Below are 14,005 nucleotides of genomic sequence, written 5' to 3' on the forward strand. Positions count from 1 at the left end.
ACCGTATCCGTGCCACTACCTACCCGTTGTAGATATAGGCACGGCGGCACAACGAACGGGGATCAGCTTTGGACACGAACTACGCGCGGGTGTTCCAGGACACCGGCGCGGTCGACAAGTACGAGCACGTCACCTACGCACCCGGCAGCTACGCGTCCCGGATCAACGAACGCCAGCGCGCCTACCTGCGCGCCCTGGTCCGCCGGGCGTTCCCGGCCGACCGGCCCGTCCAGCACGACTTCGCCTGCGGCACCGGCCGGGCCATCCGCAGCCTGCACGGCCTGGTCCGGGCGGCGCACGGGTATGACACCTCCACCGACATGCTGGCCAAGGCCGCCGAGGTCGGCACGCTGGCCCGGCTGCACGCGGTCGCGGCGGACGGCCCCGTGCCCCCGCCCGCGCCGTCGGACGGGCCGGCCCTGGTCACCATGTTCCGGCTGCTGCTCAACGTCGACGACGCCGTGCGCAACCGGGCGCTCGCGTTCGCCGCGCGGGTGCTGCCCGGCCCCGACGCCGGCCTGCTGGTCATCGAGAACCACGGCAACGCCCGCTCGTTGCGGCACCTGCGGGCGCACCGGCTGCGGGGGCAGCGCTGGTTCGCCGAGCTGTCCCACGACGACGTCGACCGGCTGCTGGACCGGCACGGCTTCGAGATCGTCGAACGACGCGGATTTTCGATGCTGACGCAGGGTTGGTACGAGCGGCGCGGGCTGGACCGGATCGCCCGGGGCGTCGACTCGGCGGCGAGCGCGCTGCCCGGCGCCGACCGGTACGCCGTCAACGTCGTCTACGTGGCCCGCCGCCGGGCCGCCTGACGTCGGTGTGCCGCCGCGGCGGCGATCAGGGCCGCCGCGGTGATGCCGAGCAGCCGCCCGGACAGCACCGCCGGCCGGGGCACCGGGGGCAGGAACCGCACGATCCGCTCCCGCGGCTGCGGCGTGAGCACGGCGGCGGCGACGCCCGCCGCCGCGGTCGCCGCGGCCGTCCCCCAGAACACCGCGGGCCGGCGCCGGATCTTCGGCGCCGGTCCGTGCCAGGCCTCGAGATGCCGGCGGCGGCCGATGCGGGCGGATAGGGCGACCCAGCCGAGCGCCCCGGCGGCGCTGGAGGCCAGGTGCAGCGGCATCCAGGCCGGCACCCCGGGCAGCACCTCACGCGCCAGTCCGGGCAGGCCGACCCTGGTGCCGCGCACCGACGCGTGGGTGCCGTGGTCCCAGGCGACGTGGCTGGCGGCGCCGATGAGCGCCGAACTCGCCGTGACCCACCACGGGTGCCGCACGCCGCCGAGCACGCCGTAGTCCGCCGCGGCGAACGGCCCGAGGCCGGGCAGGTGCGCGGCGACCTCCGGGGCCGCACGGCGCACCAGCCGGGTCGCCGCCATCGTGACGGGCACCGAGGCGAGCACGCCCCACCAGGTGTGGCCGTAGGTGTACGGCGGCCGGCTGCTGATCCCCGAGGCGTAGGGCAGGTCGGGCGCCGCGGATCCGATGACCAGCGCGACGCCGTCGAACCAGGTCGGCTGCCACAGCTTCAGTGGCAGCACCGCCGCGGCGTGCGAGGGGAACGTGGCCGGCATGATCCAGACCCTAGTGGGTCAGGCGCAGCGGGCGAGTCCCGCGCGGAGCTTGGCGCGCACGACCCGGGTCGCGGACTCGACCACCCGGGCGGCGAACGCCGGGTCGGCCTTCGCGGCCGCGAGGAGCGCGTCGGTCCACGGGCCGGCGTCGGACAACTTCACCGACAGCGCGACGTCGCCGCCGGCCTTGATGAACCGCACCGCGCGCTGGCCCAGCGGCACCGAGTTGACGGCGACGGCCGCGCCCAGGTCGTCGGACAGGACCAGGCCGTCGAAGCCGAGCTGCTGCCGCAGCAGCCCGGTCACGATCGGCGTGGAGAAGGCGGCGACGTTCGCGGGGTCCAGCTTCGGATACGTCGCCGAGGAGATCATGACCGCCGCCGATCCGGCCTCGATGCCCTTGATGAACGGCTGCAGCGCCGGGTCGTCGGCGGTGGTGACGTCGTCGCGGGCACCGGTGGACGTGTCGGTGTTGACCCGGACCCGGCCGAGGCCCGGGAAGTGCTTCAGCGTGGTGAGCACCCCGGCGCCCTGCATCGCCGTCACGACCGTCGCCACGTCGGCGGCGACCGGCTCGGGAGTCGAGCCGTACTGCCGGTCGAAGCCGCCGATCGGCGGGTTGGCCTTGCCGACGCCGGCCGGGACCACGTCGGCGACCGGGGCCAGGTCGATGGTCACGCCGATAGCCTTGAGCCGGCCGGCCCATTCGGCGGTGTTCGCGGCCAGGGTCGCGTCGTCCAGTTTGCCCTGGTTGACCGCGGTCGGGATGGCCGGGAAGTCGGCGCCCTTCAGCGTCTGGACCTGGCCGCCCTCCTGGTCGATGCCGATCTGCAGGCCGAGACCGGTGGTCTTGGCGGCCGCCTGCAGCTGCCCGATCGCCTGCTTGAGCGACGCCGCGGATGCCGTGCTGCGGCCGGCGAGGAAGATCCCGCCCAGCTGGTAGCGCTGGATCGCCTGCACCGCGTTGAGCGGCGTCCCGATCGGGGTGCCGATCATGACCAGCTGCCCGACCTGTTGCTCCGGGGTCAGTTTCGCCACGAGCGCCGCGGCGCAGTCGGCGCTCGGCGACGGGGACCCGGCGGCGCTGGAACCCGTCGAAGGGCCTGGCGTCCGGGCGTTGTTCGCGGGTGTACCGCCACCGGCCGCGACATACCAGAGCGCCGCACCGGCAACGAGCAGCGCCACTGCTCCGACGGCGACGACCCATCGGGGTAACGGGCCGATCCGGCCATGCTGGCGAGCCATGGGCCGCTCCGTCCGAGGGTTGCGCTGTGCCCGACCTTGTGGACGTTACCCGGGCGGCGCCCGTCAACCGGCGGCGGACCGGGGATAGCGGTGATCGGGCAGCTGGTGCAGCCACAGGGCGAGGGCCCGGACGGTCTCGCGTTCGAAGGCGTCCTTGGCGCGGGTCACGGGCGCCGCGCCGGCCGCGTCGTCGGCGAGGACCTGCATGCGGGCGCGGGTGACGGCGAGGCCGTTGCGGATGAAGGTGTCGAACGTGGTCTCGTCGGCGGTCTCGACGGCCAGCATCCCCCGCACGTAGACGTCCTCGGTGCTGATGCCCGGGGCCAGGTCGCACAGCCAGGCCCGCTGGCGCTGCCGGCCGGCCGCGGTCAGCGAGCAGGTGCGCCGGTTGCCGCTGGCCATCCGCGCGGGGACGGCGGTGTCGACGCGCAGGAAACCGGAGCGCTCCAGCCGGGTCACGGCCGCCATCACCCGGACGATGTCCATCCGGTGGGCGCTGCCGAAGATCTCGTCGTGGCGCTGCATGAGCTCCCACGCGCTGCTGTCGCGGCCGCCCAGCAGGGCGAGCAGGACGTCGTCGAGCACCATCGCCAGGCACCTCCCCCGCCAACTTCTACACATCGTAGAAGCAACAGAGCTTAGTCCTCCGGGTGCTCCAGCAGCAGCGCGCGGAGGATCTCCTCGTCGCGGTCGTCGAGCGTGCCGACGAACCGGCGCAGCACCGAGGCCCGGTCGGGCTCGTCGGCGAGCAGCCGGCTCATCCGTTCGGCGACCAGGCCGGCCGCGTCGCTGAGCGCGCCGTAGCGGAACGCCCGGCCGTCGCGGTGCCGGGTGACGGAGCCCTTCTCGTGCAGCCGGGTCAGCGTCGTCACCACTGCGCTGTAGGACAGCGCGCCGGTGGGGTCCAGCAGGTCGCGGACCTCGCCCGGGGTCAGCGGCGCCGGGGCGGTCCCGAGCACGGTGATCACCTCTGCCTCGAGCTGGCCGGGCCTACGCCGCCGGTCGCCCGCGGGCGGGGTTGTGCTCACCGGTATGACTCTATCGACCGCCGGACCGCCAACGCTGCCCCGCCTCTATACAGTCCATGGCAGACTCGACCGGTCTGGACGGAGACCCATGTTCGATCATTTCGTGTGGTCGGTGGTTGTCGTGCCACCGCTGGTCGTGCTCGTGGTGCGGCTGCTCGCGGACCGGCTCCCGCCGGCGACCGCCGCCCGCGCCGTGGCCTGGTCCGCGGCCGTGGTCGCCGCCGCCAGCACGGTCAACCTGCTGCTGTTCGCGATGAAGGCGATCGCCCAGGTGCCCGCGGTCGGCCGGGCGTTCGGCTGGTCCGCCCGAGTCGTCACGGCCGACACCGCCGCCGAGCCGTGGGTGCCGTGGCTCAGCGTCGCGCTCCTGGCCGCCGTCGCCGTGTCGGTGACCCGGCGGTGGCGCCGCCACCGCGAGGTCCTGGCGCTCGCGCGGTCATCCCACGACGGCCCGCTGGTCATGCTCGACGACCCGACCGCGCAGGCGTTCGCGGTCCCCGGCACCCCCGGCTACGTCGTGGTCACCACCGGCATGCGGTCGCTGCTCACCGACCGGCAGTTCGACGCGCTGCTGGCACATGAGCATGCGCACCTGGACGGCCGGCACCACCGCCTGGCCCGCCTCGCCGGCCTGGCCGCCGCCGCCCATCCCGCGCTGTGGTGGGTCGCCCGGCACGTCGACTACCTCGTGGAGCGGGCCGCCGACGAGCAGGCCGCCAGCGAGGTCGGCAGCCGCCGCACCGTCGCGCACGCCATCGGCGTCGCGGCCCTGGCGACCGCCGGCACCGGCGCCTCGGCCGCCGGGTCCGCCCTGTCGGTGCTGCACGTCGCGACCTCGCAGGGCATCGTGCCCCGGCGGGTGTCGCTGCTGCTGACCCCGCGCACCTCGCGCGGCGCCTGGCTGCTGCGGCTGCTCCCGGCCGGCCTCGCCGCGTTTTCGGTCGCCTGGTCCGTCGAGGCGGCCCTGGACCTGGTCGAGCTCATCGAGGCGGCCCGCGGCGCCCGCTGACCCGTCGGTCAGCCGGGGCGGGCGGTGATCCTGCGGGTCTCGTAGGCCCACATGGCGATCTCGACCCGGTTTCGCACCCCGAGCTTGGCCATCAGGCTCGCCAGGTGGGTCTTCACCGTGCTGAGGCTGATGTGCAGCGTGTCGGCGATCTCGGCGTTGGAGAGTCCGCGGGCGACGGTGAGCACCACGTCCTCCTCGCGCGGGGTGAGCGGGTCGATCGGCTGGGGGGCGGGCCGTCCGGCCGGCGCGTTCGCGAACGCCTCCAGCAGTCGCACGGTCACGCTGGGTGCGATGAGTGCCTGGCCCTCGGCGGCCGCCCGCACCGCCTGGACGAGCAGTTCCGGCCCGGCGTCCTTGAGCAGGAAGCCGCGCGCACCCGCCCGCAACGCGCCGAAGACATACTCGTCGAGGTCGAACGTGGTGATCACGACCACCACGAGCGGGTCTGCCACGCCGGGGCCGGCCAGCTGCCGGGTCGCCTCGACGCCGTCCGGTGGCGGCATCCGGATGTCGAACAGGCACACGTCGGGCCGCAGCTGTCGCGCCAGCTGCACCGCCGTCCGGCCGTCGACCGCCTCGCCGACCACGTCGATGTCGGGCTGGGCGTCCAACATGATCCGCAGGCCGGCGCGGATGACCGGCTGGTCGTCAGCGATGAGGACGCGGATGACCACGGTGCACCCCGCTCCCGACCGGGAGTTGCGCCTCAACGAGCCAGCCGCGCCCGGGCAGCTGTCCCGCCTCCAGGCTCCCGCCGAGCAGCGTGACCCGCTCGCGCAGGCCGGTCAGGCCGTAGCCGGCTCGGCTGCGACCACGCCGGGTGGCCACGCCGTCGTCGCGGACCGTCACGCGGACCCGGCCCGGCTCCGCGGTGACCTGGACCTGGACCGTGCTGGCGTGGACCGCGTGCCGGCGCGCGTTGGTGACCGATTCCTGCACGATGCGGTACACGGCACCGTCCACCGCCAGCGGCAGCCGGTCCAGCGGACCGTCCAGCCGCAGCTCGATCGGCAGCCCGCCGGCCGGATCGCGGGTCAGGGCGGCCAGGTCGGCGACGCCGGCCACGGGAGCCAGCTCGGCACGCATGTTGCCGTCGCGCGTGTTGCCGTCGCGCAGCGCCGAGACCATGCCGCGCATCGCCTCCAGGGTCCGTGCGCCTTCCTCTTCGACGTCCTCCAGCGTCGTCAGCGCCGTCGCCGGGTCGGCGCCGACGAGCACCCGGCCGGCCTGGGCCCGCACGACGATGGCTGAGACGTGGTGCGCCACGGTGTCGTGCAGGTCCCGGGCGAGCGCCTCCCGCTCCCGGGCGCGCATCCGCTCCAACTCGCCGTCGCGCGCCGCCGACCACAGGCGCACCGACACCCCGAGCACCCCCGGCAGGGTCAGGAACACGAAGCTGCCGACATAGTCACTCGGCGGGACGTCGTCGACGAGCGTCGACAGTGCGAACGCCGTGCCCGCCACCGCCGACCCGAGCACGACGTGCCGGCCGGATCCCCACCGGAACAGCGAGTACACCAGGACGAGCACGATCATTCCCGTGTAGAGCCCGATCGGCTCGGGATGCGCCGCCGCCGCGTCGATCAGCGTGAGCACAATCCCGGCCCCGAACGCCACCGCGGCCATCGCCAGCGGATGGGTGCGGCGCCACAATGTCGCCAGGCACAGCCCGGCGGTGATCAGCACAGAGACCGGCCACCAGACGATGTCGTCGCGCAGCACCGTCTCCAACCCGGCGCCGGCGAGGCCGGCGGCCAGCAGCGCCCAGTCCCGCCCGACCCGCGGCGGCGGATCCGCAACCCGCGGCTCGGCCCACAGCCGCCACAGCTCGTCTCGGAACATGGCTCCAGCCTTATGCAGGTCATGTCAGACGTCATCGGCCGAAAGCACCAGGCCGTTCCCCCGCTCCGGAGGGATGGCACTGCGGCCCGGCGGCCGATGATGCGCCCCGCCCGCGCAACCAGACTCCTCGTCGACGGAAGCGTCATGCCAACCTATGGAGGAGATCGCAATGCATCCACGTGTGGCAGGTGTGCTGTTCATCCTTGCCTCGGCCACCGCCGTCGCCGGCGGCTCGCTGCTGCTGCCCATCCAGCAGCCGGGGTACCTCAGCACCGGCGGCCGGCACGCGCAGCTGGCCACCGGGGCCTTGCTCGAGTTCGCCCTCGCGGTCAGCGTCATCGCCATCGCCGCGGTGCTGTGGCCGGCCCTGCGCCGCTCCGGCGAACACCTGGCGATGCTCTATGTGACCACCAGGACGCTCGAGGGGGTCCTCATCGCCGCGGGTGCGACCGGCGCCCTGGTGATGACGTCCCTGGCCGAGGCGCACGCGTCGACGGCGGCCGGCGAGGTGGTGCTCAGCGGCCGGGACTGGGTCTACCGCATGGGGACCCTGGTCGTGTTCGGCGCCAGCGCCGTCGTCCTCAACGCGCTGCTCCTGCGTGGCCGCCGGGTGCCGTCGTGGCTGGCCTGGTGGGGCCTGATCGGCGGCGGCCTGCTCCTGCTGCGCGGCGTCATCGAGGTGTACGGCGTCGCACTGCCCGTCGCGGCGCAGGCCGTCCTCGCCGCGCCGATCGGCATCGAGGAGATGGTCTTCGCCGGATGGCTGATCGTGAAGGGTCTCGCACCCGCGGAGTCACGCGGCGCGGCCGTGTTCGCGTGAGTTTATGGTTGGGACCGGTAACCGGCTGGCCGTAGGCGGACATTCCCAGGTATGGAACCAGATGACGCGGCCGCACGAAGGCGCTTCGAGGCATTGTTCGAGGCCCACTATGCGGAGTTGACGCGTTTCGCAGCCCGTCGGGTAGGCGCCGACGCGGCGGGCGACATCGTCGCCGGCACGTTCCTCATCGCCTGGCGCCGGTTCGGCGAGCTCCCGGCCGACCACGCCCGAGCCTGGCTCTACTCGACCGCCCGGCAGGTCATCGCCAACGAGGTGCGGGGGCGTACGCGGTGGGAACGGCTGTCCGCCAAGGCGGCCTCGGTGGGCGAGATCCACGTGGCGGACCATGCCGCGCTGGTCGACGAGCAGGTCCGCGTCCGTGCGGTGCTCGCCGAGCTCTCCCCGGCCGACCAGGAGATCCTGCGGCTGATCGAGTGGGACGGGCTGGACGTGGCCGAGGCGGCCCTCGTCCTGCGCTGCACCCGCACCGCCCTCAAGGTGCGCCTGCACCGGGCCCGGCGGCGATTCGCGCAGCGGTTGCTGGCGACGGACGACCGGTGCACCTCGACGGCCCGGCACATCCGGCCATCCATCGTTACCGAAGGAGCATCAGCCCATGAATGACACCGTGGACCGCCTGCGCGCGGCCGACCCGACCCGCACGATGACCGACGCCGACCCGGGCGACCCGCAGGCGCGCGCCCTGCTCGCCCGGGTCCTCGCCGTGCCGCAGGAGTCACCCCGACGGCGTGGCCATCGGCGGCTGGTCGCCGCCGTGGCCGGCACGGCCGTGGCTGCCGCCGCCACCGCGTTCCTCATCACCGAACCGGCTGCGGCGTACACCGTGGACCAACGTGCCGACGGGTCGATCGGTGTCTCGTTCCGCGCCGCCCGCCTGAAGGACACGAAGAAGCTCAACGCCGAACTCGCGCGGGCGGGTGCGCGGACGGTCGTCATCCGGATGGTCCCGGCCGATCGATGCACGGCACCGCTGGACATGGATCCGTTGTTCCCGTTCCTCACCAGCGCGACCCCCGCGGACCTCGACCGCTATCCGGTCTCCTACCAGCTCCGGGACGAGGGCGTGATCATCACGATCCGGCCCGACAAGATGCCGGCCGCCGACACCCTGGCCTTCGGGTACGCCATCCGCAAAGACCACGACGGCAGCACCACGATTGCGGTCCCCGCAGTCGTGCGCACCCTGCCGGCCTGCATGGCCGTCCCGAACCCGCCCCGGCGATGAGTCCGGCGGCGGCCGCCGCTCCCGTGCGGCTCAGCGCTGCCGGGATCGGGACCGGGCGCGCAGCACCTCGACGGCGATCGGCAGCACCGACACCGCCACGATGCCGATGAGGATGAACTCGATGTTCGACTTCACGAAGGCGATCTGCCCCAGGAAATAGCCGAGCACCGTGACGCCGGTCCCCCACAGCGTGCCGCCGATGACGTTGTACAGCACGAAGGTGCGGTAGTGCATGCCGCTGGCGCCGGCCACGATCGGGGTGAACGTCCGCACGATCGGCACGAAGCGGGCCAGGACGATGGAGCGGGCGCCGTATTTCGCGAAGAACTCCTGCGCCTTGGTGAGGTGCTCCTGTTTGAACAGCCGCGAGTTGGGCCGCCGGAACAGCGCCGGGCCGGCCCGGCGGCCGAACAGGTAGCCGAACTGGTCGCCGGCGACCGCTGCCACTGACACCAGCAGGCACACCAGCCACAGCGGCTGGTGCAGGTAGCGGCCGTCGGCGACCAGCAGCCCGGTGGTGAACAGCAGCGAGTCGCCCGGCAGGAAGAAGCCGATCAGCAGCCCGGACTCGGCGAAGACGATCGCCAGGACGCCGATCATCCCGAAGGTGGAGATGAGCCATTCGGGATCCAGGAACTTCACGTCGGCTTCCTCACGGTCGTGACGGTTGGGGTGTGTGCGACGACCGCGACGGCGGCGACCGCGATGCCGAGGGCGGCAAGGATGTCACCGGGGTAGTGCACCCCTACCCAGATCCGGGCCAGGCCGATCACCGCAGCGGCCACCAGCAGGACCGCGCCCCAGCCGCGGTGCAGGAACACCGCGACGCCGAGCCCGATCGCGAACGCCGCCGTGGCGTGGTCGCTGGGCAGCGAGACGCCACCGGTGTGGGCGATCAGCTGGTGGACCCGGTGCGTCTGGAACGGCCGTGGCTGCCCGCTGAGATGGCTGAGCAGTTGCGCGCCGAGGAACGCCAGCAGCAGCGCGGCGAAGGTGTGGGCGACCGCGACGGTCCGCCGGCGTAGCAGCGCCCACACGACGAGCGCGGCGAAGCCCGCGAACACGCCGTAGATCAGCCGGTCGGCGACGAACTCCATGACGTCGTCGACTCCGTCCACCCGGCCGGCCCGGTCGTTGATCAGCTGGAACAGTCGGTAGTTCACCCAGGTCACCTCCATGTGTGGCCAAGGTAAGGAACCGATCCTGAGAATCCGATGAAGAGCGGCTGCGGTCCGGCTGCCGGGCTCACCGGCGCGTTCATGGTGCCGGCGCGCGGACCGCCGCCGCGGCCGGGCGGGGTGTGCCCGAGGGGCGGAAGAACAGCCCGAGCATGATCACCGCGAACAGCAGCCAGGCGGTGATCTCCAGCACGCTGGCGCGTGGCGTCAGGTTGATCGTGCCGGTGAGCAGGGTGGCGTACCACGACGTCGGGTCGATCGTGGTGCTCAGGTCGAACGCGGTCCGGGTGCCGCCGGGCAGCACGTTCGCGCTCTGCAGGCCGTGCACGCCGTACTTGAGGATCCCCGCGGCGACGAGGATGAGCAGCGCACCGGTCCAGGTGAAGAAGCGGCCGAGGTTGATCCGCATGGTGGCGGTCGTGACGACCCAGCCGAGAGCGACCGCGGAGGCGATGCCGGACAGCATGCCGAGCAGCGGCGCGGCGGAGTCGGTGGCGCCCTCGGCTGCGGCGAAGACCAGCAGGACCATCTCCACGCCTTCGCGGAGGACGGCGAAGAACGCCATCGTCACGACCGCCCAGCCGCCCATCGACAGCGCGGTCTCCAGCCGGCCGGTGATCTCACCCTTCAGCGTGCGGGCGGTGCGCCGCATCCAGAAGATCATCCAGGTGACCAGCGCCACCGCGACGAGCGATGTGACGGCCTCGAACAGTTCCATCCGCACGCCGCTGCCGAGCCACCCGGCAACCGTGGTCAGCAGCACGCCGACGGCGGCGGAGGCCAGCACCGCGGCGGCGACCCCGGCCCAGACCTGGCGCAGCCGGTCGCGGCGGGACGACTGGGTGAGGAACGCCACCAGGATGCTGATCACCAGCGCGGCCTCGAGCCCGTCCCGCAGGCCGATGAGGTAGCTGGCGAAGAAGACCGTTCCCACGATGTGCTCCAAGCGTAGGCTTACCTAACGACGCCAATCTCCTACATCTTGTAGGAGCGCGTCAAGCCGAACGGTCCGGACACGGACGGTTATCGTGTGGCGGTGACTGATGTGACAGGGCGGCGGGCGCCGGGTTCCCTGGAGTCGCAGACGATGGCAGCGCTGTGGGCGGCCGGCGAACCGCTGTCGCCGTCGCAGGTGCAGGAGGCCCTCAATGCCGATCTCGCGTACAACACCGTGCAGACGATCCTGATCAGGCTCATCGACAAGGGCCTGGTGCAGCGCCGCGCCGCGGGCCGCAGTCACGTGTACTGGCCGGTCCACGACGCCGCCACCGCCGCCGCACAGCGGATGCGAGCTGTGCTCGACGGCCTCGACGACCGGCAGGCGGTGTTGCGCCGCTTCACCGACGACCTCGCCGAGTCCGACATCGCCACGCTGCGCGCACTGCTGGACCGGCCCACATGACCTTCCTGGTGTACCTGCCGCTCCTGCTCCCCCTCGCCCTCGCGCTGACCGCCAGGGCGCTACCGGCGACCACGCGCCCCGAGCTCACCGCCCGGGCCCTGGCCGCCTGCGCGGCACTTGCCGCGGCGGTCAGCGCCGGTTGTCTCGCCCTGCTGGCTCTGACGGTCCTGGACGACCTGCCGCCGATGGAGGTCCGCGAGCGGACCGCCGGCTTCCCGCTGCCCGAGCCGGTCCCGGGCGCCGTCGCGGTCACAGCCGGGCTGCTGCTCGCCGCCGCGGCGTACAGCGTGGTGCGACACCAGCGTCGCCGGCGGGCCATCGTGGCGGACCTGCATGCCGCCGGCACGCCGCACGACGGGCTGCTCGTCGCCGACTGGTCCGAGCCGCACGCGGTCGCGGTGCCACCGGCCGGCACCACCGGATCCGGGCACATTCTCGTGACGTCGGGGCTGCTCCGCCTGATCGACGCGGCGGAGTGGCGCGCGGTCGCCGCGCACGAGCGGGCCCACCTGCGCCGCCGGCACCACCGCACGGTGGCACTGGCCACGGTGGCGGCCGCCGTCAACCCGCTGCTGCGCCCGGTCGCCGGCGCGGTCGTCCTGCTGGTCGAGCGCAGCGCCGACGAGGACGCCGCGGCCGCGGTCGGTGACCGCCGCACGGTCGCCCGCGCGATCGCGAAGGTCGCCCTCGCCGGCGGATCACGCGCCGGCACGCTGGGCGCCGGTGGCTCCGACGTCGTGCGCCGGGTGGCCGCCCTGACCCGCCCCGGCGCCGGCGGCCCGTGGGCCGCGATGGCCCTGGCCGCCGCGATCGTGCTCGGCTCCGCCACGGCGGGCACCGCCGCCCTCGCCGACTTCATCCGCGTCGCACTGATCTGGCTGCACTGATCTGGCCGCACAGATCTGGCCGCACTGATCCCGCCGGCAGTCAGGTAAGCGGATCGGGGTCCCGAAACGTATGCAGGGCGTGGGGCAATTGGAGTTCACGGAGTTCTACCGGGCCGACCGGGACAGGTGCCTTCGCGCGGTGCTCACCGGCGTCGGCGACCGGCAGCTGGCCGAGGACCTGGTGGCCGAGGCGTTCACCCGGGCGTGGATGTCGTGGCACAAGGTCCGCCGACATCCGGCGCCGCGGGCGTGGATCGTCCGCACCGCGCTGAACCTGCGGGTCTCGTGGTGGCGCCGGCGGCGGCGCGAGGTCGAACTGGACGACGGGCACGAGGCGGCGGACCCAGGCGGTGACCCCGGCCTCGTGGCCGGTCTGGACCCCGCGCTGCTGCACCTGTTGCGCCGGCTGCCGCAGCGGCAGCGGGAGGTGATCGCGTTCCGGGTGTTTCTCGACCTGGACACGGCCGCCACGGCCAAGGCCCTCGGCATGGCCCCGGGCACTGTCACCGCCCACCTGTCCCGAGCCGTCGCGACGCTGCGCGGACAGCTCGTCATCAACCAACACCTGGAAGGTGGATCATGAACGACCACGACACAGCGGTACTGGACACCCTGAGGGACGCCATGGACGGGGTGAGCATGGCCGTCCCGGTCGAGCAGATCGTGAGCACCGGGCGCACCCGCCGGCATCACCGCCGGGTCGCGACCGTGGCGGCCGGGACGGTGGCGGTCGCCGGCCTCGCGCTGGGCGTGGCGACGCTCGCCAACCCGTCCGCCGCACCGCCCGGGCAGGACGTGCACGTCCGCACGGTCGCGTACACCGTCGACCGGCTGACCGACGGCACCGTCCAGGTGACCTGGACCAAACGCCAGTACATCGACGACCCCGCCGGGCTGGAGGCGGCGCTGCGCCAGGCCGGCTTCCCGGTGCTCATCAAGGTCGGCGAGTTCTGCGTCGGGCCGCACGACGACCCGACCCTGGTCCGCGGCACCGGACCCGGCGTCACGGACGTCGTGCGGGTGACCGACACGGGCGGCGAAGTCACGTTCATCTACGACCCCGCGGCCGTGCCCGCCGGCAAGCAGCTGTTCATCGGCTACCTGAACCCGGCCCAGCTGGCGATCACCGGCGGCATCCCCGGATCGGTCGAACGGCTGGTGCCCGCCAGCGGGCCGCTCACCTGCACCACCGAGCTGCCACCCGGCCACGGCAGCCCCAGCGACAAGCACGGCCCGAACGTGAAGCCGTCCGGCTCGCAACGCCCGGGAAAGCCGTCGGACCCGAGCGCGACACCACCGCAGAACAAGTAGCGGACCGACCCGTTCGCCCCGGCACCGTCCAGTGCCGGGGCGAACGGCCGATCCGGGCCGATCAGGGCGTCGTGCTGGCAGCGGCCAGCGGTGGCGGTCGGCGTCGCCATGTAGGCAGCCGAACCTGACAATTCGTTGAACGGCCGGCTCACTGCAGCGCTATCGCCGACCGACGGCAGGTCCTCGGCGTACCCGGCGAACGTGTGCCCGGCGTCCAGCAGTTGCCTGGCGAGGTTGGGCACGCCGGTGAAGGTGTGGCCGCAGTGGTTGTCGGTGACGCCCTGGGCCGACGCTCAGCACTGGAATGCTCCTCATTCCTACAGCTTGTAGGAGTAAGCTGCTCCGGTGGGTGGCGACACCCACGAGGCCAACCTTCAGGGGGATTTCAGGCTTCGCCGCCTACGGTCCGGCCATGGTGAGCATGGCGGGCGTGCCGACACGCCACGGACGCCTGGCGGCGA

Annotated in this window: 18 protein-coding genes; 9 read left to right on the forward strand and 9 right to left on the reverse strand. The window is 73.1% G+C overall.

Translation table 11 applies throughout. From position 1 onward, the window contains the following. Positions 1–68 precede the first annotated feature (68 nt). Positions 69–815 carry a methyltransferase domain-containing protein gene (locus ACFPIJ_RS32320; RefSeq protein ID WP_380120609.1) on the forward strand — a complete coding sequence of 249 codons (747 nt, stop codon included), beginning with the start codon at positions 69–71 and terminating at the stop codon, positions 813–815. Here the strand turns inward: ACFPIJ_RS32320 and ACFPIJ_RS32325 are convergent. The 4 genes from ACFPIJ_RS32325 to ACFPIJ_RS32340 form a co-directional block, all read right to left on the reverse strand. After that, a complete protein-coding gene (locus tag ACFPIJ_RS32325) occupies positions 788–1,576 on the reverse strand; it encodes a DUF4184 family protein (RefSeq protein ID WP_380120611.1) in 789 nt (262 codons plus the stop codon). The two genes, ACFPIJ_RS32320 and ACFPIJ_RS32325, sit on opposite strands and share 28 nt — an antisense overlap. An 18-nt stretch (positions 1,577–1,594) precedes the next feature. Further along, the gene (locus ACFPIJ_RS32330; RefSeq protein ID WP_380120612.1) at positions 1,595–2,821 is read right to left on the reverse strand and encodes a glycoside hydrolase family 3 N-terminal domain-containing protein; all 1,227 of its coding nucleotides are present in this window, start codon (positions 2,819–2,821) and stop codon (positions 1,595–1,597) included. A 63-nt stretch (positions 2,822–2,884) separates the two neighbouring features. Next, the gene (locus ACFPIJ_RS32335; protein ID WP_380120614.1) at positions 2,885–3,409 is read right to left on the reverse strand and encodes a hypothetical protein; all 525 of its coding nucleotides are present in this window, start codon (positions 3,407–3,409) and stop codon (positions 2,885–2,887) included. Positions 3,410–3,459: 50 nt separating this feature from the next. Next, positions 3,460–3,849, reverse strand: a complete 390-nt coding sequence (locus ACFPIJ_RS32340; RefSeq protein WP_380120616.1) for a BlaI/MecI/CopY family transcriptional regulator — start codon at positions 3,847–3,849, stop codon at positions 3,460–3,462. 88 nt (positions 3,850–3,937) lie between these two features. Between ACFPIJ_RS32340 and ACFPIJ_RS32345 the strand changes: the two genes are divergently transcribed. Continuing rightward, positions 3,938–4,858: a M48 family metalloprotease gene (locus tag ACFPIJ_RS32345; protein ID WP_380120618.1), complete on the forward strand. Its 921-nt coding sequence runs from the start codon at positions 3,938–3,940 to the stop codon at positions 4,856–4,858. A gap of 8 nt (positions 4,859–4,866) precedes the next feature. Here the strand turns inward: ACFPIJ_RS32345 and ACFPIJ_RS32350 are convergent, their stop codons facing one another. Together ACFPIJ_RS32350 and ACFPIJ_RS32355 are read right to left on the reverse strand one after the other, a co-directional pair. Then, a complete protein-coding gene (locus tag ACFPIJ_RS32350) occupies positions 4,867–5,532 on the reverse strand; it encodes a response regulator (protein WP_380120620.1) in 666 nt (221 codons plus the stop codon). Further along, the gene (locus ACFPIJ_RS32355) at positions 5,507–6,700 is read right to left on the reverse strand and encodes a sensor histidine kinase (RefSeq protein WP_380120622.1); all 1,194 of its coding nucleotides are present in this window, start codon (positions 6,698–6,700) and stop codon (positions 5,507–5,509) included. The genes ACFPIJ_RS32350 and ACFPIJ_RS32355 overlap by 26 nt, the downstream gene beginning before the upstream one ends. Before the next feature lie 169 nt (positions 6,701–6,869). On the opposite strand from ACFPIJ_RS32355, the gene ACFPIJ_RS32360 reads away from it, so the two are divergent. Genes ACFPIJ_RS32360 through ACFPIJ_RS32370 form a run of 3 tightly spaced genes read left to right on the forward strand, consistent with a single transcriptional unit; the run spans position 6,870 to position 8,766 of the window. Continuing rightward, entirely contained in the window at positions 6,870–7,520 is a 651-nt protein-coding gene (locus ACFPIJ_RS32360) for a DUF4386 domain-containing protein (protein WP_380120624.1), read from the forward strand. Positions 7,521–7,571: 51 nt separating this feature from the next. Continuing rightward, the gene (locus tag ACFPIJ_RS32365) at positions 7,572–8,144 is read left to right on the forward strand and encodes an RNA polymerase sigma factor (protein ID WP_380120626.1); all 573 of its coding nucleotides are present in this window, start codon (positions 7,572–7,574) and stop codon (positions 8,142–8,144) included. Beyond that, positions 8,137–8,766 (forward strand): hypothetical protein, encoded by a 630-nt coding sequence (locus ACFPIJ_RS32370; RefSeq protein WP_380120628.1) that lies wholly within the window; start codon positions 8,137–8,139, stop codon positions 8,764–8,766. The genes ACFPIJ_RS32365 and ACFPIJ_RS32370 overlap by 8 nt, the downstream gene beginning before the upstream one ends. Before the next feature lie 30 nt (positions 8,767–8,796). On the opposite strand, the gene ACFPIJ_RS32375 is transcribed toward ACFPIJ_RS32370, so the two are convergent. The 3 genes from ACFPIJ_RS32375 to efeU all read right to left on the reverse strand — a co-directional run bounded on the left by ACFPIJ_RS32375 (position 8,797) and on the right by efeU (position 10,878). Continuing rightward, positions 8,797–9,366 carry a DedA family protein gene (locus tag ACFPIJ_RS32375; protein ID WP_380120939.1) on the reverse strand — a complete coding sequence of 190 codons (570 nt, stop codon included), beginning with the start codon at positions 9,364–9,366 and terminating at the stop codon, positions 8,797–8,799. A gap of 38 nt (positions 9,367–9,404) precedes the next feature. Further along, on the reverse strand, positions 9,405–9,929 hold the full coding sequence (locus ACFPIJ_RS32380) for a phosphatase PAP2 family protein (RefSeq protein WP_380120630.1): 525 nt from the start codon (positions 9,927–9,929) through the stop codon (positions 9,405–9,407). A gap of 94 nt (positions 9,930–10,023) precedes the next feature. Further along, positions 10,024–10,878: an iron uptake transporter permease EfeU gene (efeU, locus tag ACFPIJ_RS32385; protein ID WP_380120632.1), complete on the reverse strand. Its 855-nt coding sequence runs from the start codon at positions 10,876–10,878 to the stop codon at positions 10,024–10,026. 102 nt (positions 10,879–10,980) lie between these two features. Between efeU and ACFPIJ_RS32390 the strand changes: the two genes are divergently transcribed. From ACFPIJ_RS32390 to ACFPIJ_RS32405, 4 genes are all read left to right on the forward strand, one after another. Further along, complete coding sequence (locus tag ACFPIJ_RS32390) at positions 10,981–11,346, forward strand: BlaI/MecI/CopY family transcriptional regulator (RefSeq protein ID WP_380120635.1); 366 nt, start codon at positions 10,981–10,983, stop codon at positions 11,344–11,346. Then, entirely contained in the window at positions 11,343–12,233 is an 891-nt protein-coding gene (locus tag ACFPIJ_RS32395) for a M48 family metalloprotease (protein ID WP_380120637.1), read from the forward strand. Before ACFPIJ_RS32390 ends, ACFPIJ_RS32395 begins: the two co-directional genes overlap by 4 nt. A gap of 79 nt (positions 12,234–12,312) precedes the next feature. Next, entirely contained in the window at positions 12,313–12,816 is a 504-nt protein-coding gene (locus ACFPIJ_RS32400; protein WP_380120639.1) for a sigma-70 family RNA polymerase sigma factor, read from the forward strand. Beyond that, the gene (locus ACFPIJ_RS32405) at positions 12,813–13,544 is read left to right on the forward strand and encodes a hypothetical protein (protein WP_380120641.1); all 732 of its coding nucleotides are present in this window, start codon (positions 12,813–12,815) and stop codon (positions 13,542–13,544) included. The genes ACFPIJ_RS32400 and ACFPIJ_RS32405 overlap by 4 nt, the downstream gene beginning before the upstream one ends. Positions 13,545–14,005 lie beyond the last annotated feature (461 nt).

Source organism: Dactylosporangium cerinum, from assembly GCF_042653625.1.
GTDB classification, from domain to species: Bacteria; Actinomycetota; Actinomycetes; order Mycobacteriales; family Micromonosporaceae; genus Dactylosporangium; species Dactylosporangium cerinum.